Consider the following 19610-nt stretch of genomic DNA (forward strand, 5'->3'; position numbering starts at 1 on the left):
CCGCCCTCCGAAAAGCGATTAGTTACTGGTCGCGGCAGGCGCGGTGCGGCTGTCGACGGCGACGACGACGCTCAAGCCGGCGCGCAGCTTGCCGGTTTTCAGCGCGTCGGCCGGCACCTCGATGCGGACCGGCACGCGCTGCACCACCTTGGTGAAGTTGCCGGTCGCGTTTTCCGGCGGCAGCAGCGAGAACACCGCGCCTGACGCCGGCGCCAGCGAGGAGACGGTCCCCTGGATGGGGTGGCCATCAATTGCATCGACCGAGATGTTGACCTTTTCGCCAGGCACGAGCCGCGCAAGCTGCGTCTCCTTGAAATTGGCGACGATATAGAGCTTGTCCATCGGCACGACCACGGCGAGCTTCTGGCCGGGGCTGACCAGATCGCCCTGTTCGACGGAGCGGTTGCCGACGACGCCGTCATACGGCGCCTTGAGCACGGTGAAGGAGAGATCGCGCGCGGCCTTGTCGCGGCCGAGCTGCAGCGATGCCAGTGTGCTGGCGGATTCTGCGCGCTGCGCCTCGAGTACGCCGATATTGGCCTGCGCGGCGGCGATCTGCGCATCGGCGCCGACGAGCGCGGCCTTGGCTTGGTCGAGCGCGGTCTGGGCGTCGTCCAGCTGTGCCTGCGTGCCGACATGCGTCTTGACCAGTTGCGCGGCGCGCTGCTGGGCACGGCCGGCATTGTCAGCGGCGGCCTGGTCGGCGACCTTCTGCGCCTGTGCCTGCTGCAGGGAGGCCTGCGCGGCCTTGGTCTGCGCGTCGATGCGGTCGAGCGTCTTGGCCAGTGTGGCGATCTGCGCCTCGGCCTGGGCAACGGCGATCTTGTAATCGCCGGCATCGATCGTCAGCAGCGGATCGCCGGCCTTCACCTGCTGGTTCTCGCTGACCAGAACCTGATCGACATAGCCGGAAATTTTTGGCGAGACAAACGACATGTCGGCCTGGACATAAGCATCGTCAGTCGAGATCATGAAGCGACCGGTGGTCCAGTAGTCATAGCCGTACCAGGCGCCGCCGCTCAAGAGGGCAAGGCCGATGATCGGCAGCAGGAAAGAGCGTACCGAGCGCTTGTTCTTGGCCGGAGCTTCAGCCTCCGGCGGCGGTGCGACTGCCGGCTGGACATGCACATCGGGTGCTTCCGTCGCCGGGGCAACCTTGGCGTTGGGGAAAGGACGGACTTCGGCGGTGGCGGGCGTGTTCGAGGACATGACATCTCTCTAATGTTATAATACTGAACCGTTCGGTTCGATCAGGCCGTTGACATAGCGCGTAAAGAGGACCATATCAAGAGGCAATCGAACCGGTTGGTTCGAATTATTTCGAGGTGCGACTTATATGGGTGAGATCGTGGGCAACGCCGACATCGACGCGTGCGAAGACCTGCTGGAAGGTCTGCGCCGCGGCCGGCCGGCGGCTGGACAGGACCCGGTCAAGCGCAGCCAGATCATCGACGGCGCCCGTCGTGTCTTCATTGAAAAGGGCTTCGAGGCCGCCTCGATGAACGACATCACGCGCGAGGCCGGCGTCTCCAAGGGCACGATCTATGTCTATTTCGCCAACAAGGAAGAGCTGTTCGAGGCGCTGATCGAGGAAGAGCGCGGCACCATCTTCAAGAACATGTACGACATGCTCGAACGCGCCGACGACCTGCGCCAGACGCTGATCAAGTTCGGCAAGGTGCTGTCCATGAAGATCACCTCGGCCAGGGTCATCCAGGCGCAGCGTACGGTTATCGGCGCCTCCGACAGGATACCGGACATGGGCGCCCGATTTTACGAACGCGGGCCCAAGCGCGGCCATGACAAGGTCGTGACATTCCTCAATGCCGCCATCGAGCGCGGCCTGCTCGAGATCGAAGATGTCGACCTCGCCGCCTATCAGTTTACCGAATTGTGCCTGGCCGGTCTTTTCCGGCAGTGCATCTTCGCCTACCGAACGAAGGCCCCGACCCAGGACGAGATCGACCACATCGTCAGGTCCGGCGTCGACATGTTCCTGAAAGCCTACGGCACCGAAAGGCTGGCAGAGGAAGAAAAGACCTTACATTCGTCCTGACAGGACTCTCCGAAACGGCCGTCCATTTTTTTGCGGAAGCCGGCTTGACCTCAAGGCGCTGAGCGTCGACGTCTGGATGTGGGTAGAACCGATCATTCCGCGGGAATGGTTCTCGTTCGCGAGTGTGAAGGCAGATCGGGATGGGCGTTCCGAAGCTCCAGAATGAGATGCGACGCATCGTGGCGGACTTCAACGCCGGTCGCCACGAGCAGGCACGGCTGCTTTGCGAGGAGGCTCTTCGCCAGGCGGCGGACGACCCTGCCCTCAACCACCTCATGGCCGCCGTTCTTTTCGCCAAGGGAGAGATTTCGGGAGCCCGCTCCCATATTCAGGCAAGTCTGACGATCCGGGCTGACAACGCGTCCGCTCAATTGCTCGCCGGCCGCTTGGCGCGGGCGGCACGGGATTTTGACCAAGCGCTGTTCCATTTCTCACGCGCGGCCGAATTGGCGCCTGGTGCCGCTGTGCTCATCGAGCGGGCGCGAACGCTCGATGAGACAGGCGATCGGACCCAGGCGCTCGAGGCATGGCGACAGGTGACACTTGCCGATCCCTTGTCGGCGGAGGCGGCAGCGCGTTTGGGCCGCATGCTGTTCGAGGAGGGAATGCCCGCCGACGCGGCACCTTTGCTGGAGCGGGCCGTAAAGGGAAACGCGCCTGCATCGGCGTGGTTCGATCTCGCCCTTGTCAGGCAGGATCTGCATGATCATGCGGGGGCAGCGGCCGCCTATCGCAAAGCGCTGGAGATACGCTCCGACAACGCCGAGGCGGCGGTCAATCTGGGGGTAGTGCTTCAGGAAGCGGGCGACATGGACGCCGCGATCGAGGCCTATCGAGCGGCCTACGAGCAGCGCGCCACAACCTTCGGCATCATCGCGATGGCCCTGACGTCAGCGCCGCACGGCAAGCTTTGGATCGATCGCGAAACGTTGAAGGGCTTGCTTGCAGGTTAGCGGGCGCGCTTTACGCGAAACTGCTTCCGGTAGACGCCGGGTTCGGCAAGAACATCGGCGACGGTTTTTTCATAGGAGGCTTTGCGCACGGCATCGAAGCTTTCGAAGACAAGTTCGGGCGCGGCGCGCGGCACGGGAAAGCATTGCGCAATCGGTGTGCCCTTCGCCAGCACGCCGGCGAAACCCTGGTCGGTCCAAATCGCCGGGAAATTGATGCCGGCGTCCTGGAAGTGATCTGAATCGACCACACCAGTCACCAGGCGGAAAGGAAGATCATCGCGGTTGACCGGATGGGTGGCGAAGAGGGACCAGCCTTCCTCCAGCTCGATCGTCCAGAAACTGTTGAATTTTATGGCCGCCAGCCCATTCGATAAAGGTGCGCCGGCGAGCTGTTCAGCGACATGGAAGCTGAGCGGCGAACGCGGGTGGCCCTTCGTTGACGGCTCGGCGATGTCCCACCGCCATTCAAAGGCCCCGTTCTCAACGGTCACGTCGCATGGCAGCAGGATCATGAAGCCATGCGTCATGGCATCGACGAAGGGCGGACACTGTTTTACCGTCCTGATCTCTCGCCCATGGATTTCCGAATAGGCTCTCGGAGGCATCTTGCGGAGCCAGTCGGGCAGGACGCCGCGCGCGGGGACCGGCCGAGGCAGCATTTCGGCAAGCGCGGGATCACAACGAAAAACGATACGCATCCGGTTGCCCTCGAACGGCATTGCGATGTTGACGGATTGCCAGGGCGCGGTCAACGGATCGCGCAGGATGACTAGCCGCCATTGGCCGCAAGCACGATCGCGGCCTGCAGTTCCTCGAGACCTTCGCCTTTTTCCGATGAGGTCGCCAGCACGAACGGAAACGCCGCCGGCCGCTTCTTGATCTTGGCCAGCGTCTCCTCGATCAGCCGCGGCACGCCGGCGGCCTTGATCTTGTCGGTCTTGGTCAGCACGATCTGGTAGGACACCGCCGCCTTGTCGAGCAGCGACAGCACCTCGTCGTCCTTGGCCTTGATGCCGTGGCGGGCATCGATCAGCACGTAGACCCGCTTCAGCGTGACCCGGCCCTTGAGATAATCGAAGACCAGCTTGGTCCACTCGTCGACCTTCTCCTTGGGCGCCGTGGCGTAGCCGTAGCCCGGCATGTCGACCAGCGCCATTGGCGGCAGGTCGGCGCCCTCGCCGGAAAACCCGTCCGGCACGAAATAGTTGAGCTCCTGCGTGCGCCCTGGCGTGTTGGAGGTGCGCGCCAGCCCCTTCTGGTTGACCAGGGCATTGATCAGCGACGACTTGCCGACATTGGAGCGGCCGGCAAAGGCGATTTCGGGCGGCCCTTCCGGCGGCAGGAACTTCATGGCCGGCACACCACGGATGAAGATCCACCCGCGCGTGAACAGGTCGGTGCCGATCGCGGTGCTGTTGGGAACGTTCAAGCTGCTGCCTCCAGAAGAGAGATATCGGCGCCCCTGATGGCGTCGAGGTTGCGGCCGACCTTGTCCACCGGCCAATCCCACCATGCCACCGCCAGCAGCCGCCGGATCGTCCTGTCGTCGAAACGCACCTTGACCACTTTCGCCGCATTGCCGGCGACGATCGCATAGGGCGGCACATCGTGCGTCACCACCGATTTGGCGGCGACGATGGCGCCATGGCCTATTTCCACGCCAGGCAGGATCACCGCCTCCATGCCGATCCAGACATCGCTGCCGACCACGGTATCGCCGCGCACTTCCTTCGACCAGGTCGCCGGGTCAAAACCGTTTTCCCAGCCATGACCGAAAATGTTGAACGGATAGGTCGAAAAGCCGGACATGGCATGGTTGGCGCCGTTCATGATGAAGCGTGCGCCTTCGGCGATGGCGCAGAACTTGCCGATGATGAGCTTGTCGCCGATGAAGGGATAGTGATGCAGCACGCATTTTTCGGCGAATTTGTCCGGCCCGTCCGGGTCGTCATAATAGGTGAAGTCACCGATCTCGATATTCGGCACTGTCACCAGCGGTTTCAGGAAGCCGACGCGCGTGTGCATCGGGATCGGGTGCTTGATGCCGGGATTGGGTCCGTTCATGTGGGTTCGTCCGGGAACTGGCAGAGAGGCGCATCCGTGACAGGAGGCGCCTGCTCAAAATAGCGTGATCCGCCCTATAGCACCAATCGGCCGGGGAGCGAGTCTTCCGTGGCGGACAAGCTGATTTGTCGCCGCGGCGGATCACGATCGGGTTGGACAGCGCGCCTGTCGAGGTGGTGGAAGCGGTCGAAGGTGGACCGCCGCTGAGGCCAATCCGTCCTCACAGGGAGCAAAAGAAACCGGGGTCCCGTGAGGGACAACAGGACCCCGGCCTCGCCGATAGGGGCTTCCCAAGAAACATGGCACCTCGTCATGAGGCGGGGATGGCGGACCGAGAAAGCCCCAACGATCCGCCAGCGCCCCTTTTCGCCGGAAGCCGCTACTTCGGCAACAGGACCTTGTTGACGACGTGGATGACGCCGTTCGACTGGTTTACGTCGGCGATCGTCACCTTCGCCTCGCCGCCGGACTCGTCCATGATGTAGAGCTTGCCTTTCTTGATCTCGACGGTGAGCGTGTCGCCCGAGACGGTCTTCATCTCGTATTTGCCGCCCATCGCCTTGGCCTTCTCCATCATCTCGGCGCCGGAAATCTTGCCGGCCACGACATGTGCGGTCAGCACCTTGGTGAGCTTGTCCTTGTTCTCGGGCTTCAGCAGCGTGTCGACCGTGCCGCTCGGCAGTGCCGAGAAGGCTTCGTTGGTCGGTGCAAAGACGGTGAAGGGGCCAGCGCCCTGCAGCGTGTCGACCAGGCCGGCCGCTTTGACGGCGGCGACCAGCGTCGTGTGGTCCTTCGACTTGACAGCGTTCTCGACGATGTTCTTGGTGGCGTACATCGGCGCGCCGCCGACATTCGGGTTCTTGGCATAAGCGGGAGCGGAAATCGCCATGCCGGCGACAAGGGCTGATACGGCGATGGTCCTGAATGTGGGCAAGCGCATGTGGTCTTCCTCCGGGTGAGGGCTGATCGGAATTGATAGCCTTTGGAAACGCACAAGCAGTCACGCCGCGCGAGCGCTTTCAGTTTCGCCGATCACGGGAACGTGAACGGATGCCGCCCAGAGAAAAAGCCCGGACGAGCCAGGCGCTTTCGACAGGCGGTGCGGTTGAGGACAGTCTGACCCGCCAACGCACTGGCATCGAGTTCCGGACATTCAGATGCCGAACGGAAATGTATCCGGAATCTTGCCGGTGCTGTCGGCCGACATTGTGAGCGGCGTAACAGCGGACGTTCGATCGAACCAGACGAAGGCGTCGAACTGGCGGGAGACGGACGAGTCCATGTAGTGGCTGAGCCGTTCGGTCTCCGGCCGGTAGATGACGCCGATATAGCGTTCCGGCCTCGGCGCCGCCAGATCGTCGCCGAGCTGGCCATGGCGCCCAAAATCCAGCAGGAACGATGGTTTGCCGCTGTCGTGACACAGTCGCTCGAAGCTGTTCGGCAGCGAAGGATTCACGTCCTTCACCTCCATCTCACCGTCCCAATCCGAGGCACAGGCGACAGTACCGGTATCTGTTCCGAAACCGATCAGCGCTGTCCGCGCACCGAAGCGCTCCCGGCAGAGCTGGCCGATGTTCAACTCGTCGCGGACGATACCCATGTCGGTATGCCGCGCGTCGCCGATATGCGAGTTATGCGCCCACACCACGGCCTTCGAATCCGGTCCATGCGCTTCGAGAAGCTGATCGAGCGTTTCGAACATGTGCCGATCGCGGAGGTTCCAGGTCTCGGCGCCGCCATAGTACATCACGCGGTAGTACCGCTCGGCCGATGCGACCAGACGTGCACTCTGTTTGGCGTCGAGGAGAGCGCCGTCACCTTCGGCCATGGACCGCTCGAACAGATCCATGCACTGTCTCACCACGGCCTCTTCGCAGGTTCTGTAGCCCGGCCGCAGCGCCGCGCGCCCGTAGGTGGTGGGCTCGTTCTGCCATGGCATCAGACAGCCATAGCGCTCGCGCGCTACGGCGGCCGCTTCGGGATCGACCTTGTCTAGGTAGGCAAGCACCGTGGCGATCGAGCCGCTCATATTGTAGAGATCGAGTCCGTAGAAGCCTGCCTTCGCGTGATCGGGCAAGTCCCGATTGTAGTTGCGTAGCCAGCCGATGAATTCGGACACCTCGGTGTTGCGCCACATCCAAGTCGGGAAGCGCTGGAAGAACGGCTGCGCCTTCGACTGCCGTTCCTCTGCGCGAACATACCGGTTGATCTGTGCTGCATCCGGCCAGTCCGCCTCGACGGCCACGATGGTGAACCCGTGTCGCTGGAGGAGGCGTCGGGTGACAGCCGCCCGGGCACGATAGAATTCCGAAGTACCGTGGCTGGCTTCCCCGAGCAGGACGACGCGCCGGCTGCCGAACCGGTCGAACATTGCGCCGAAGGCCGGATCGTCGATCGGCGGCAAATCTTCGGCCGCCCGCGCGATTTGCCGCGGCAATGGAGGAGGGCGTATCTCGCGCGCCGACGGCGCGTTTTCGTCGTGCCCGCCATGCTCGCCGATCAGCGGCACGAACATGACACCACCGAGATCCTCCTCCTCGAACTTGTTTGCCGCAATCCGCGTGAGGCGAACGAGGCGCTGCGAGTAAGGGTCCTCACCGACCGGAATGATCAGCCTGCCGCCGATCTCCAACTGCTCCTGCAAGCCGAGGGGAATGGACTTGGCGGCGGCCGCGACGACGATAGCGTCGAAGGGTGCCTTTTCCTGCCAGCCTTTCGTGCCGTCGCCGACCCTGACTTCGATGTTTCGGTAACCGGCGGCATTGAGCCGCCGTTCCGCCTGTTGCGCGAGCGATCGATGCCGCTCGACGGTGAAAACGTGTTCAGCAAGTTCGGCCAGTACGGCTGCCGCGTAGCCCGAGCCGGTGCCGATTTCCAGCACGCGATCGGTCGCCTCGATCTCGGCCATCTCAGCCATTTTCGCCACGATGAAGGGTTGGGAGATCGTCTGTCCGCTGCCGATCGGCAGCGGGCTGTCCTCATAGGCGAATTCCTCAAAACCCTCGTCGACGAATTGCTCCCGCGCGACCCGGCGCAACGCATTCAAAACCCGCTTGTCATTCACACCGCGGCGCGCGATGTGCGCCTCCACCATCCGATGCCTAGCGTGTTCGAAATCCAGCATAACAGCCTCCAATCAGGCGCCGATCGTGCCAGGCTCCTATTCGTTGGTTCGCCCGGTCTGCCGGGGATTGACCCCGCCTTGCGGCGTGGTGTCGTTATCGACATCTCCCTTGAAAGTGTTCTCGCCGTCCGGTTCCTCGTCCTCGTCGAGAAGATTGCCACCCTTGATCGTGCCCCTGGAGGCGCCAATTCCGGGATTCTGCTTCAAATCCTTGTCGGAGGGCTTGCGTGTCTTTGGGTGAATGTTGCTGCTCATCGGAATGCCTCGCTGCAAGTAGCATGATGAGGCCGATCCGCTGCACTGCCTTGAATTTGGACAGGCGCGTCGACCTGATCCTCCCACGCGGGAGCTTTAGGAAGCCTTTTGCGCGAACTCTTGAACGCAGGATAAGTTCCATGCGGGGCAATCCGGCAGCAGCGAGGTTCGGCTGGTTTGCCATCAATGACGGGAGGCCAGGAGGATGCCGGTTCGGTCCCTGGTCCCTAGCGCGTGCCGGACCACGGCATCGCACGCTGCATCACTGAAATTAAAAAGCTGAGCCCTGTGGAACACAGGACCCAGCCGTCAAATCCGCCCCTGCCCAAACCGCCCACTTACGGTTCAGTCTACCGGGCGGGCTCTTTTGCCAAAAAGGCGCCGGCTATTCCGCCGGCGAGGGTTTCTTGCGGAACAGCGCCACCAGATTGTCCCAGAGTTCGATCTTGGCGCCCTGGCGCTTCATGATCACGCCCTGCTGCAGGATCGACAGCGTGTTGTTCCAGGCCCAGTAGATGACCAGACCCGCCGGGAACCCGGCCATCATGAAGGTGAAGATGACGGGCATCCAGGTGAAGATCGCGGCCTGCGTGGGATCCGGCGGCGTCGGGTTCATGCGCATCTGCAGGAACATGGTGACGCCCATGATTAGCGGCCAGACGCCGATCATCAGCATGTGCGGCAGCGTGACCGGCACCAGCCCGAAAAGGTTGAAGATCGATGTCGGATCGGGCGCTGCCAGATCCTGGATCCAGCCGAAGAACGGCGCGTGGCGCATCTCGATGGTGATGTAGAGCACCTTGTAGAGCGAGAAGAAGACCGGAATCTGCAGCGCCACCGGCCAGCAGCCGGCGAGCGGATTGATCTTCTCGGTCTTGTACAGCTCCATCATCGCCTGCTGCTGCTTCATCTTGTCGTCCGCGTATTTCTCGCGGATCTCGAGCATCTTGGGCTGCACCTTCTTCATGTTCGCCATCGACGCGTAGGACTTGTTGGCGAGCGGGAAAAACAGCGCCTTGACGATGACGGTGGTGGCGAGAATCGCCAGGCCGAAATTGCCAAGGAATTTGTAGAGCGTGTCGATCAGCCAGAACATTGGCTTGGTGATGAAGTGGAACCAGCCCCAGTCGATCAGCAGGTCGAACCGCTTGATGTGGCGCTCTTCGGCATAGGCGTTGATCTTGGCGACTTCCTTGGCACCGGCGAAGACCTCGGTCTCGACGGTCGCCGACTGGCCGGCCTCGACATTGATCGGGTCGGTCAGGAAGTCGGACTGGTAGCGGTGGCGGCCGTCCTCGAAATAGGCATAACGCGGCTGGAACGGCTGCTTCTCGGTCGGCACCAGCGTGACGGCCCAATATTTGTCGGTGATGCCGAGCCAGCCGTCGGTCGATTTGCCAGGCTGGTACTGCTTGTCCTTCTCGACCGACGCGTATTTGTGTTCCTGCAGGCCTTCCGTGCCGGTGAAGCCGATGAGGCCTTCATGCAGCACATAGGTGCTGGCGACGGCCGGCTTGTCATAGCGCGTGACACGGCCATAATTGAACAGCGAAACCGCGCTCGAGCCGGAATTCTGCACCGTGTCCGACACGGTGAACATGTAGTTCGCGTCCACGGAGAAGGTGCGCTTGAAGGTCAGGCCTTTGTCGTTGGTGTAGGTGAGCGTCACCGGCGTCGACGGGGTCAGCGTCGGATTGCCGTCCACGCTCCACACCGTTTCGGCACCCGGCACCGCGCCGGTCTTGTCGTTGCCGACAAAGCCGATCTCGGCGAAATAGCCCGTGGGCAGAGCCTGCGGGTTGAGCAGTTCGATCTCGGGCGAATTCTTGTCGACGGTCTCGGTATAGTGCTTGAGCTTGAGGTCATCGAGCCGCGCGCCGGTCAAGTTGATCGAGCCCTCGAGGCTCGGCGTGTCGATCTTGACGCGCTTGGATGCCGCCAGCGCCTGATCGCGGCCGGCCGCGGTGACGACGTCACCGCCGGGGGCGTTGGGAATGGCGCCCGGGGCGGTAGTGCCTGGGGCCGGCGTCGATGCGCCCGGATTGGCCGCTTCGGCCGCCTTCTTCTGTTCCTCGACGCGCTGCTGCTCGACCTTGGCGGCCTCGCGCTGGGCCTCGCTGCGCGGCAGCACGTAGAAGTACTGCCATACCGCCAGGATCAGCACCGACAGCGCGATGGTGATGAAGAAGTTCCGGTTGTTTTCCATCGAGAGCCCTTGGCCTATCGTGTTCCGCGAAGTCGGCGGGAGAGTTCGGCCTTCAACTGGCCGAAAGGCGCGCGCAGCGCATCATCGCGCCCGACGATGACATAATCATTGCCGGGCACCATGTCATCTGCCGCATGGACGCGGACGGCCTCTTTCAGCCGCCGCCTGACGCGGTTGCGCACAACAGCGTTGCCGACCTTCTTGGTGACGGTGTAGCCGACGCGCGGCACCCCGCCGTCGCCGCGGTCGAGGACCTCGACGAGGAAAAACCGTCCGCGTCGCTTTTCACCACGACGGACGGCCAGGAATTCCGCGCGTTTCAGAAGCCGCTTGGGATTTTGCCCCACTGGCTTGCCGGTTGCGGGCAACGATCTCGTCTCGCTTAGGCGCTGAGCCGCTTGCGGCCGCGGTTGCGGCGAGCTGCGACGACGCTACGACCACCCTTGGTGGCCATGCGGGCACGGAAGCCGTGCCGGCGTTTGCGGACGAGTTTGGACGGTTGGTAGGTACGCTTCATTTGTTTTAATACCGCGGGGTGCGGCCCTTCTTGATTCTGTCACTTTGTAACAGGAGCTTTGCCGGGCCGGCTTTGGCGCGATCGAAACCGCGCCGGGACGAATGGCCCGAGCGTGAGCGGGCTTATAGAAAGAAGGGTTTTGGAAGTCAATCCGGCGTCGGCGCGCTAAAGACGCACCTCTTTTGGAGCATCTATTTTTCCGACCAAGGGGGAAATTGGCAAAAAAGCCGTAATCGCCTAATCTTGGCTGATCAAGTGATTGTGAAGATCGAGTCGCATGAGCGAAGCCAGCCAAGCAGGGGAAGGAACCGGAACGGCGCCAGCGGCTGTCCGCACGGTACCGCTGTCGCGCGGTCTGTCGACCAAATTGCTGCTGCTCACCATCGTTTTCGTGCTGCTGGCCGAAGTGCTGATCTTCCTGCCCTGGATTGCCAGCTATAGGCTGAGCTGGCTCAAGGAGAGGCTGAGCACGGCCGCCGCCGTGTCGATCGTGCTGGTGCAGGGCGATTCGACGTCGCTGTCGCGCACGGCCCAGAATGACGTGCTGATGGCCATCGGCGCCAAGGCGATCGCGGTGCGCGACGGCGGCGTCTCGCGGCTTCTGGTGGTGGCCGACATGCCGCCGCAGGTCGACGAGCACATCGATCTCGCCAGCGTCGGCATGGTCAAGGGCATGACCGGCGCGCTGGACACGCTGTTTTTCGGCGGCGACAGGATGCTGCGCGTTTTCGGACCGGTCGGCGACAGCGACAAGGAGTTCGAGCTGATCATGCCGGACTATTCCCTGCGCAAGGCCATGCTCATCTATTCGCGCAACGTCGCCTTCGTCTCGCTCCTGATCTCGCTGTTCACGGCCATGCTGGTCTATGCCGCGATCGACCTGATCATGATCGGCCCGATCCGCACCATGACGCGCTCGATGCTGTCCTTCTCCGAGGCTCCCGATGACCCCGGGCGGATCATTCACCCCGCCGACCGCGCCGACGAGATCGGCGTGGCCGAGCGCGAACTGTCGCAGATGCAGGAGCGGCTGCAAAGGATGCTGGCCGAGCAGAAGCATCTTGCCGACCTCGGCTTGGCGGTATCGAAGATCAACCACGACATGCGCAACATCCTGGCCTCGGCCCAGCTGATGTCGGACCGCCTGCGCCAGGTCAAGGATCCGACCGTGCAGGCCTTCGCGCCAAAACTGTTGCGCGCGCTCGACCGCGCCGTCTCCTATTCGGAGGGCGTGCTTCATTACGGCCGCACGCAGGAGCCGCCGCCTTCGCGCCGCAGGGTGAGGCTGCGCCAACTGGTCGAGGAGGTGCACGGCCTGCTCGACATCGAGGAGGGCATCGAGTTCATCAACGCCGTCGAGATGGCTTTCGAGGTGGATGCCGATTCCGACCAGCTCTTCCGGGTGCTCACCAATCTTTGCCGCAACTCGGTGCAGGCGATGGCGGCCGACACCGAAAGCGCCGTGGTGCGGCGGTTGGCGGTCTCGGCCGAGCGCATGGGCAGTGTCAGCCGCATCGCCGTCACCGACACAGGTCCCGGCCTGCCGCCGAAGGCGCGCGAAAACCTGTTCGCGGCCTTTCGCGGATCGGCGCGCAGCGGCGGCACCGGCCTTGGCCTTGCGATCGCGCACGAACTGATCCGGGCGCATGGCGGCACGGTGGAATTGGTCGAATCGATCGGCGGGCGCACCACATTCGCCGTCACCATCCCCGACCAGCCGGTGCGGCTCGACCAGGCCCGTGGTGGCCTGCGCCGCCCGGCCTGAGGGTTTCGTGCTGTGCCTTTCCCCGTCGCTCTCCCCAACCGTTCCCGATCGTCCGCTGTCTGGATTTAGGCCGGCCCCACAGCGGCTCGAAGTGCCGGGATCGGCGCCGGCATCGCCGCGTGACAGGCTTGCGACAAAACTTTTGCCGGATCGGCTTGCTTTTCGTAAATTCAGTCGTTAGGGAACTGCACACATTCGCGGCCGGTCTTTCGGACCGGATCGCGGGGCCGTCGAAAACATGGCCTGATGCGCGCCCGTAGCTCAGCTGGATAGAGCACCAGACTACGAATCTGGGGGTCAGGAGTTCGAATCTCTTCGGGCGCGCCAAATCTCCTAAGCTGCGGTTTATTGGTTGCACGGTCGATGGCAGCGGCTCAGCCAAGTACCGGCAAGCCGTTGCCGTCTCAGGCCACCGAGCGTGCCGCCGCCCGGCCGGCGCCGCGGCCCGAGAAAATGCAGCCACCCAGGAACGTGCCTTCGAGCGCCGCATATCCATGCACGCCGCCGCCGCCGAAACCGGCGGCTTCGCCGACGGCATAGAGGCCCGGCACCGGCTGGCCGTCGGGTCCGAGCACGCGGCTGTCGAGATCGGTCTGCAGGCCGCCCAGCGTCTTGCGGGTCAGGATGTTGAGGCGCACCGCGATCAGCGGTCCGTTCGCGGGGTCGAGGATCTTGTGCGGCTTTGCCGTGCGGATCAGCCGGTCGCCGAGATAGGCCCGCGCCCCGCGCAGCGCGGTGATCTGCATGTCCTTGGAGAACGGATTGTCGAGCTGCCTGTCGCGGGCGCGGATTTCGCGCTCGAGCCCTGCCACATCGAGCAGCGGTTCGCCGCCGGCCAGCGCGTTCATGCGGGCGACCAGCTTTGGCAATTCGGCCTCGACGATGAAATCCTCGCCCTTTTCCATGAACGCCTTGACGGGGCCGGGGATTCCGCTCGTGGCGCGGCCGAGCACCTGGCGCCAGCTGTTTCCCGTCAAATCGGGGTTCTGTTCGGAACCCGACAGCGCGAACTCCTTCTGGATGATTTTCTTCGTCAGGATGAACCAGGAATAGTCGAAACCGGTGCTCATGATGTGGCTGAGCGTGCCCAGCGTGTCGAAGCCGGGATAGAGCGGCACCGGCAGGCGTTTCCCACGCGCATCGAGCCACAGCGAGGACGGGCCGGGCAGGATGCGGATCGCGTGATCGGTCCAGATAGGCGCCCAATTCTTGATGCCCTCGACATAGTGCCACATGCGGTCGCGGTTGATGATCGAGCCGCCGGCCTGTTCCGATATGGCCAGCATGCGGCCATCGACATGGTCCGGCACGCCGGTGATCATGCGCTTCGGCGCGTTGCCCAGCCGCTTGGGCCAGTTTTCCCGCACCAGCTGGTGGTTGGCGCCGATGCCGCCGGAGGCGACGATTACGGCTTGGGCATGAAGCTCGAAATCGCCTGAGACCTCGCGCGAGCTCTTGTGGCCACGCTCGGCAGTGCTCGGCTGCAGGATATCGCCCTGTACCCCGGTCACGGCTGCCCCCGTCCGCGTCAGCGCATTGACACGATGGCGGAACCTGAAGTCGACCAATCCACGCTTTTGCGCCTCGCGCACGCGCAGCACGAAAGGTTCGAGCACGCCGGGGCCGGTCCCCCAGGTGATGTGGAAGCGCGGCACCGAATTGCCGTGGCCGATGGCATTGCCGCCGCCCCGTTCGGCCCAGCCGACGACTGGAAAGAACTTCAGGCCGCGCTCGATCAGCCAGGAGCGCTTCTCGCCGGCGGCAAAGCCGACATAGGCCTCCGCCCATTTGCGCGGCCAATGGTCTTCCGGCCGGTCGAAAGCGGCGGTGCCCATCCAGTCCTCAAGCGCCAGATCATGGGAGTCGCGGATGCGCATGCGCCGCTGCTCCGGCGAATCGACGAGGAAAAGTCCGCCGAACGACCAGAACGCCTGACCGCCCAACGATTGCTCCGGCTCCTGGTCGACGATGATGATTTTCTTGCCGGCCTCGGCAAGCTCAGCGGCGGCAACCAGCCCGGCAAGGCCGGCGCCGATAATGATCACATCCGCGTCGTCAGCCATTTTTCCTCCGGTTAACCGGCTAAGCAAGCAATTCCAGGAAAAGTGTGGGGCGGTTTTCCCCGGAAAAGCGCGTAGCGCTTTCCCTAGGGAATTGCGTCAAACAATGGCTCAGACGGTCTCCCAGCCGCCTGTGTCGCCGGCGCGGAAGATGGCGTCGATGACTTTCTGGTTGAGCACGGATTCTTCGAGCGTGAAGACCCGCTCCTTGCCGCCAAGTGCTGCCCGCGCGAAGGTCTCGACCTCGAGCCTGTATTGCTGCGTGCCGGGGAAGCGGAATACCTGCGCCTCGGTGTGGTTCTGGTTGTGCAGTTCGACGCGGTGATGGTCGTAGAGCCCGGCATTGAAGGGCGAGAACACTTCGATGAAACCCTTTTCACCGTGGAACACCATCACTTGGCGTGCCGCCATCTGGGTCGACAAATAGAAGGACAGTTCGAAATCGCCGAAATCGGCGCGGATCGAGGAATAGATGTCGGTGCCGAATGTCTTGTCGCGCTCGATCGTCGCCTGCACGCGCAGCGGCTCCTTGCCAGTCGAAAAGCGCGTCGACACGGTCGGGTAGACGCCGATATCGGGCAGCGCGCCGCCGCCCAGATCAAGCTTGTTGCGCATGTTGTTGGGGTCGACATTGTAGTAGGAGAAAGCGCCCTGCACATGGCGCAGCCGGCCGATGGCGCCGCTGGCGATGAGATCACGCACCTTGATCCATTGCGGATGGTAGATGACCATGAAGGCTTCGCAGACCAGCACCTTCCTGGCGTCGCGCAGCTTGATCAGCGGCGCGATGTCCTTGGCGTCGAGCGCCAGCGGTTTTTCGACCAGCACATGCTTGCCGGCTTCGATGGCTTTGGCCGTCCATTCGACGTGCTGCGAGGTCGGCAGCGGGATATAGACGCCGTCGACCTCGTCGGAAGCGAGCAACTCCTCATAGGAGCCGAAGGCGTGGCGCGCGCCGAAGCGGTCGCCCAATGCCTTGGCCTTCGACAGGTCGCGGCTGGCGATCGCCGAGAGCACGCCGTTTTCCGCCCCGACGATCGCCGGCAACAATTGCTCCCGGCCGATCTTGGCCGTGGACAACACACCCCATCGGAACATCACGCTTCTCCATGTCGATTTTACCGGCCACGAGGTTTGCCTGAAATCGGTGGAAAAGCCAATGCGGGTGCTCTGTTCCTCGCGCCACCAAAGTGGGCGAGGAAACCAGGTACCGCAGCCGCGCTTAGCCCCTTTTTCCCGTCAGCGCCATGTCGAAATCGACGACGTTGGAATAGAGCGGCGTGCCGACATCCATGCCGTAGCGCGAGCGCAGCACCTTGCCGGTGACGTGGAATTTTATCGTGCCACCCTTCAACCCGTCGAGCTCGGCGGTGAATTTTTCCGGAAACGTCTTGCCGCGCGCCGTCAGCCGGCCGGTGACGAGCGCCGTCGTGTCGCCGGTGCGGGTCACGCTGGTCGAGCGGAACTGGATTTCGGGGCTGTTGGCCGCGTCGAACACCGCGTCGGAACGCAGGAAGGCATCGATGCGGCCCTGGCCGGTCCCGACACTTTCGGGATAGATGGTGAGGTCGACCTTAGAGCGACCGACATCCTTGTTGTCGATGCGGATCGTGCCCTTGAAACGGGCAAAGGCGCCGTCGAAGCCGCCGCCGCCGGCCTTGCCGATGGTGAAGCGGATCGCGGAACCAGCCTGGCTGATCGTATAGTTGCCGGCAGCATCGCTAAGCACGACTGCCGCATGGACTGGCATGGCAAGGCAGACGGCGGCAGCCGCCAAACCGAGGATTCGCGCACGCATAGGGTTGTTCCTTGTTAGGAGGCAACGCTCTCTGGCGTCCTCACCTCACAAACGCGACCAAGGCCCGTTCTATTCCCCGGCTGACGAAGGCGTGATCATGCGCGTGAGCACGCTGTCACGCAGCAGGAAATGGTGGCGCAGGGCCGCGCAGACATGCAGCGCAACGAGCGCGATGCCGGCATAGGCGAGATACCAGTGCGCCGACGCCCAAAAAGTTTCGGCGGCGTCGGATTCGGGCAGCGGCAGGTTGGGCATGACGAACAGGTTGAACGGCATGCTGGGGATTTCCAGCGTCGAAACCGACACCAGCGCCCATCCGGACAGAGGCAGGGCGAGCTGGAATACATAGAGCGCCAGATGCGCCAGCGGTGCCGTACGCCGTTCAAGAATGCCGACTGAAGGCGGCAAGGGCGGTGCCGCATCGCCGAGCCGCCAGGCGATACGCAGGATGACGAGGCCAAGCAGCAGAAAGCCCAGGGATTTGTGCAGCTGGATCAATTCGAAGGCCGTGCGTTGGCTTTGGGTCCTGACCATGACGAAGCCGAGTATGAACTGGCCGATGAAGATAATCCCGATCAGCCAGTGGAGGACGATGGTTGCCCAGCCATAGCGGGTCGCGGTGTTGGTGATTGAAGCCTGCATGCGAGGCGAACGTTGGCGCGGTCAGCTTTCTTCCCCTGCCGCCGAGGAGGAGAGTTGCCTACCCACTCACCTTGAAGAAATCGACGAAAGCCCTCAGCGCCGGCCGCATCTGGCGGCGGCTCGGGTAATAGACGAAGAATCCGTCGAAGGACGGGCACCAGTCCTCCAGCACGCGGATCAGCCGTCCGTCGGCAAGTGGCGCGCGGACATAGTCCTCGAAAACGAAGGCGAGCCCGGCGCCGTCGACCGCGGCCTGGGCGATCAGATGGTCCTCGTCGAGGATCAGCGGCCCTTGCACCGCGATCTCGACCTCCTCGCCGTTCTTTTCGAATTCCCAGCGGTAGAGGATGCCGCTGGAGAAGCGGAAGCGGACGCAGCGATGCTCGGCCAGGTCGCGCGGATGGCGCGGCAGGGGCATGCTCTCGAAATAGGATGGGGCGCCCACCACCGCGCCGCGGATGTCCGGCCCGATGCGTACCGCGATCATGTCGCGTTGCAGGCTCTCGCCGAGCCTGACACCAGCATCGAAACCGCCTGCCACCACGTCGGTGAAGCGATCCTCGATGATGATCTCCAGCACGATGTCGGGATAGGCTGATGCAAAGGCGCTGAGCCGTGGCGTCAGCACCAGATGCGCTGACGTGCGCGGCACACTGAGCCGCAAGTTCCCGGCCGGCCGGTCGCGCGCCTCGACGGCCGTCTCCAGCGCCAGGTCGATCTCGGAAAGCGCCGGGCGCAATCGCTCGAGCAATCGCGCGCCTTCCTCGGTCGGAGCGACACTGCGCGTGCTGCGCGCCAAAAGGCGCACGCCAAGCCGTGCCTCCAGGCTGGAGACCGCGTGGCTCACCGCCGAAGGGGCTATCGCCAGTTCCCTGGCCGCGCCGCGAAAACTGCCGCATTGGGCAACGGTTGCCAGCACCGCGAGCTGTGAGAGATGTGCTCGGTTCATTGATCTATTTCATGGAACGACCCGTACGAAGAAGAGCCGATTATCGAACGTGCTGCAAGGCGTTATTTCCTCGGCATCACAACAAGGAGACGCGTGATGAAAACCCGCAAGCTAGGAACTGAACTCGAGGTGTTCCCGGTCGGCCTCGGTTGCATGGGCATGAGCTTTGCCTATGGCGGCCAGCCGGAAACCGAGGCGATCGCCACCTTGCACCGCGCCGTCGAGATCGGCGTCAACTTCTTCGACACGGCGGAAGTCTACGGACCCTATGAAAACGAAATCCTGCTCGGCAAGGCGCTGAAATCCGTCCGCGACAAGGTGACGATCGCGACCAAGTTCGGCTTCAAGATTCTTGAAGAAGGCACCGGCATCGACCGCATGGCCGGTGTCGACAGCCGCCCCGAGCATGTCAAGGCTGTCGCAGAGGCCTCGCTGAAGCGGCTCGGCACCGATGTCATCGACCTCTACTACCAGCATCGTGTCGACCCGAACGTGCCGATCGAGGATACGGTCGGCGCCATGGCCGAGCTGGTGCGCGAGGGCAAGGTGCGGGCGCTGGGCCTGTCGGAGGCGAGTGCCGCCACCATCCGCCGGGCACACGCCGTCCACCCGATAGCGGCCGTGCAGAGCGAATATTCGCTGTGGAGCCGCGACCCTGAAGACGAGGTCTTCGCCGTCTGCCGCGAACTCGGCATCGGCTTCGTCCCCTACAGCCCGCTCGGACGCGGTCTGCTCACCGGTACGATCGCCAAGCCGGAGACCCTGAGCGACGACGACTGGCGCCGTGGTCTACCGCGCTTCCAGGCCGACGCCATGGCCGCCAATGCCAAGGTGATCGCCACGCTGGACAAGATGGCGACCGAAAAGGGCGTCACCTCGGCGCAGCTGGCGCTGGCCTGGGTACTGCACCAGGGCGACTTTATTGTTCCTATCCCAGGCGCCCGAAAAATCCGCCATCTGGAGCAGAACACAGCGGCGGCCGGGATTGAGCTGAGCACGGCCGAGGTGGCATCGATCGGCGATTCGCTGTCGCCCGACAAGGTGATGGGCAAGCGCTATACCGAGGAGCTGCTGGCGCTGGTGGATGGGTAAATAGATAGGCGCGAGGCGCCCCCCTTTGTCCTGCCGGACATCTCCCCCTCTTAGGGCCTGTTGCGCAATTCTGGCATTGTGATTCACTTCGATTATTGCTCGGAGGGATTTGCGATGGCGGTGAAGCGG

19 protein-coding genes and 1 tRNA gene are annotated in these 19610 nt (G+C 63.3%); 5 read left to right on the top strand and 15 right to left on the bottom strand.

From position 1 onward, the window contains the following. Positions 1-18: 18 nt before the first annotated feature. Entirely contained in the window at positions 19-1209 is a 1191-nt protein-coding gene (locus FJ941_RS20520; RefSeq protein ID WP_140508408.1) for an HlyD family secretion protein, read from the bottom strand. A 127-nt stretch (positions 1210-1336) separates the two neighbouring features. Between FJ941_RS20520 and FJ941_RS20525 the strand changes: the two genes are divergently transcribed. Beyond that, entirely contained in the window at positions 1337-2056 is a 720-nt protein-coding gene (locus FJ941_RS20525) for a TetR/AcrR family transcriptional regulator (RefSeq protein WP_140508410.1), read from the top strand. Between the two features lie 140 nt (positions 2057-2196). After that, on the top strand, positions 2197-3009 hold the full coding sequence (locus tag FJ941_RS20530; protein WP_246673904.1) for a tetratricopeptide repeat protein: 813 nt from the start codon (positions 2197-2199) through the stop codon (positions 3007-3009). Here the strand turns inward: FJ941_RS20530 and FJ941_RS20535 are convergent. The 9 genes from FJ941_RS20535 to rpmH all read right to left on the bottom strand — a co-directional run bounded on the left by FJ941_RS20535 (position 3006) and on the right by rpmH (position 11175). Next, complete coding sequence (locus FJ941_RS20535) at positions 3006-3707, bottom strand: hypothetical protein (protein ID WP_140508411.1); 702 nt, start codon at positions 3705-3707, stop codon at positions 3006-3008. The two genes, FJ941_RS20530 and FJ941_RS20535, sit on opposite strands and share 4 nt — an antisense overlap. 71 nt (positions 3708-3778) lie before the next feature. Further along, positions 3779-4438: a ribosome biogenesis GTP-binding protein YihA/YsxC gene (gene yihA, locus FJ941_RS20540; protein WP_027143852.1), complete on the bottom strand. Its 660-nt coding sequence runs from the start codon at positions 4436-4438 to the stop codon at positions 3779-3781. Continuing rightward, positions 4435-5073, bottom strand: coding sequence for a CatB-related O-acetyltransferase (locus tag FJ941_RS20545; RefSeq protein ID WP_140508413.1), 639 nt, complete (start codon positions 5071-5073; stop codon positions 4435-4437). Before FJ941_RS20545 ends, yihA begins: the two co-directional genes overlap by 4 nt. A 379-nt stretch (positions 5074-5452) precedes the next feature. Beyond that, positions 5453-6013, bottom strand: a complete 561-nt coding sequence (locus FJ941_RS20550) for a fasciclin domain-containing protein (protein WP_140508415.1) — start codon at positions 6011-6013, stop codon at positions 5453-5455. 213 nt (positions 6014-6226) lie between these two features. Further along, a complete protein-coding gene (locus FJ941_RS20555) occupies positions 6227-8197 on the bottom strand; it encodes a protein-L-isoaspartate(D-aspartate) O-methyltransferase (protein WP_140508417.1) in 1971 nt (656 codons plus the stop codon). 36 nt (positions 8198-8233) lie between these two features. Beyond that, positions 8234-8452 carry a hypothetical protein gene (locus tag FJ941_RS20560; RefSeq protein ID WP_140508419.1) on the bottom strand — a complete coding sequence of 73 codons (219 nt, stop codon included), beginning with the start codon at positions 8450-8452 and terminating at the stop codon, positions 8234-8236. Between the two features lie 385 nt (positions 8453-8837). Further along, the gene (gene yidC, locus FJ941_RS20565; RefSeq protein WP_140508421.1) at positions 8838-10658 is read right to left on the bottom strand and encodes a membrane protein insertase YidC; all 1821 of its coding nucleotides are present in this window, start codon (positions 10656-10658) and stop codon (positions 8838-8840) included. 14 nt (positions 10659-10672) lie between these two features. Further along, positions 10673-11026: a ribonuclease P protein component gene (gene rnpA, locus FJ941_RS20570; RefSeq protein ID WP_027040889.1), complete on the bottom strand. Its 354-nt coding sequence runs from the start codon at positions 11024-11026 to the stop codon at positions 10673-10675. Positions 11027-11040: 14 nt separating this feature from the next. Continuing rightward, positions 11041-11175, bottom strand: a complete 135-nt coding sequence (rpmH, locus tag FJ941_RS20575; RefSeq protein ID WP_140508423.1) for a 50S ribosomal protein L34 — start codon at positions 11173-11175, stop codon at positions 11041-11043. 277 nt (positions 11176-11452) lie between these two features. On the opposite strand from rpmH, the gene FJ941_RS20580 reads away from it, so the two are divergent. Both FJ941_RS20580 and FJ941_RS20585 read left to right on the top strand, forming a co-directional pair. Next, on the top strand, positions 11453-12940 hold the full coding sequence (locus FJ941_RS20580; RefSeq protein WP_140508425.1) for a HAMP domain-containing sensor histidine kinase: 1488 nt from the start codon (positions 11453-11455) through the stop codon (positions 12938-12940). A gap of 250 nt (positions 12941-13190) precedes the next feature. Beyond that, positions 13191-13267: transfer RNA gene (locus FJ941_RS20585), tRNA-Arg, on the top strand. A 77-nt stretch (positions 13268-13344) separates the two neighbouring features. On the opposite strand, the gene FJ941_RS20590 is transcribed toward FJ941_RS20585, so the two are convergent. The 5 genes from FJ941_RS20590 to FJ941_RS20610 form a co-directional block, all read right to left on the bottom strand. Further along, on the bottom strand, positions 13345-15003 hold the full coding sequence (locus FJ941_RS20590; protein WP_140508426.1) for an FAD-binding dehydrogenase: 1659 nt from the start codon (positions 15001-15003) through the stop codon (positions 13345-13347). 108 nt (positions 15004-15111) lie between these two features. Further along, positions 15112-16098, bottom strand: a complete 987-nt coding sequence (locus tag FJ941_RS20595) for a Gfo/Idh/MocA family oxidoreductase (protein WP_140508428.1) — start codon at positions 16096-16098, stop codon at positions 15112-15114. Between the two features lie 124 nt (positions 16099-16222). After that, complete coding sequence (locus FJ941_RS20600; protein ID WP_140508430.1) at positions 16223-16798, bottom strand: YceI family protein; 576 nt, start codon at positions 16796-16798, stop codon at positions 16223-16225. 69 nt (positions 16799-16867) lie between these two features. After that, complete coding sequence (locus tag FJ941_RS20605) at positions 16868-17440, bottom strand: cytochrome b (protein WP_140508432.1); 573 nt, start codon at positions 17438-17440, stop codon at positions 16868-16870. Between the two features lie 58 nt (positions 17441-17498). Then, positions 17499-18389 (bottom strand): LysR family transcriptional regulator, encoded by an 891-nt coding sequence (locus FJ941_RS20610; protein WP_140508433.1) that lies wholly within the window; start codon positions 18387-18389, stop codon positions 17499-17501. A gap of 96 nt (positions 18390-18485) precedes the next feature. Here FJ941_RS20610 and FJ941_RS20615 point away from each other — a divergent pair, with 96 nt between their 5' ends. After that, positions 18486-19481 carry an aldo/keto reductase gene (locus FJ941_RS20615; RefSeq protein WP_140508435.1) on the top strand — a complete coding sequence of 332 codons (996 nt, stop codon included), beginning with the start codon at positions 18486-18488 and terminating at the stop codon, positions 19479-19481. The last annotated feature ends 129 nt before the right edge of the window (positions 19482-19610 follow it).

This window comes from Mesorhizobium sp. B2-3-13 (genome assembly GCF_006442195.1).
Lineage (GTDB): Bacteria > Pseudomonadota > Alphaproteobacteria > Rhizobiales > Rhizobiaceae > Mesorhizobium > Mesorhizobium salmacidum.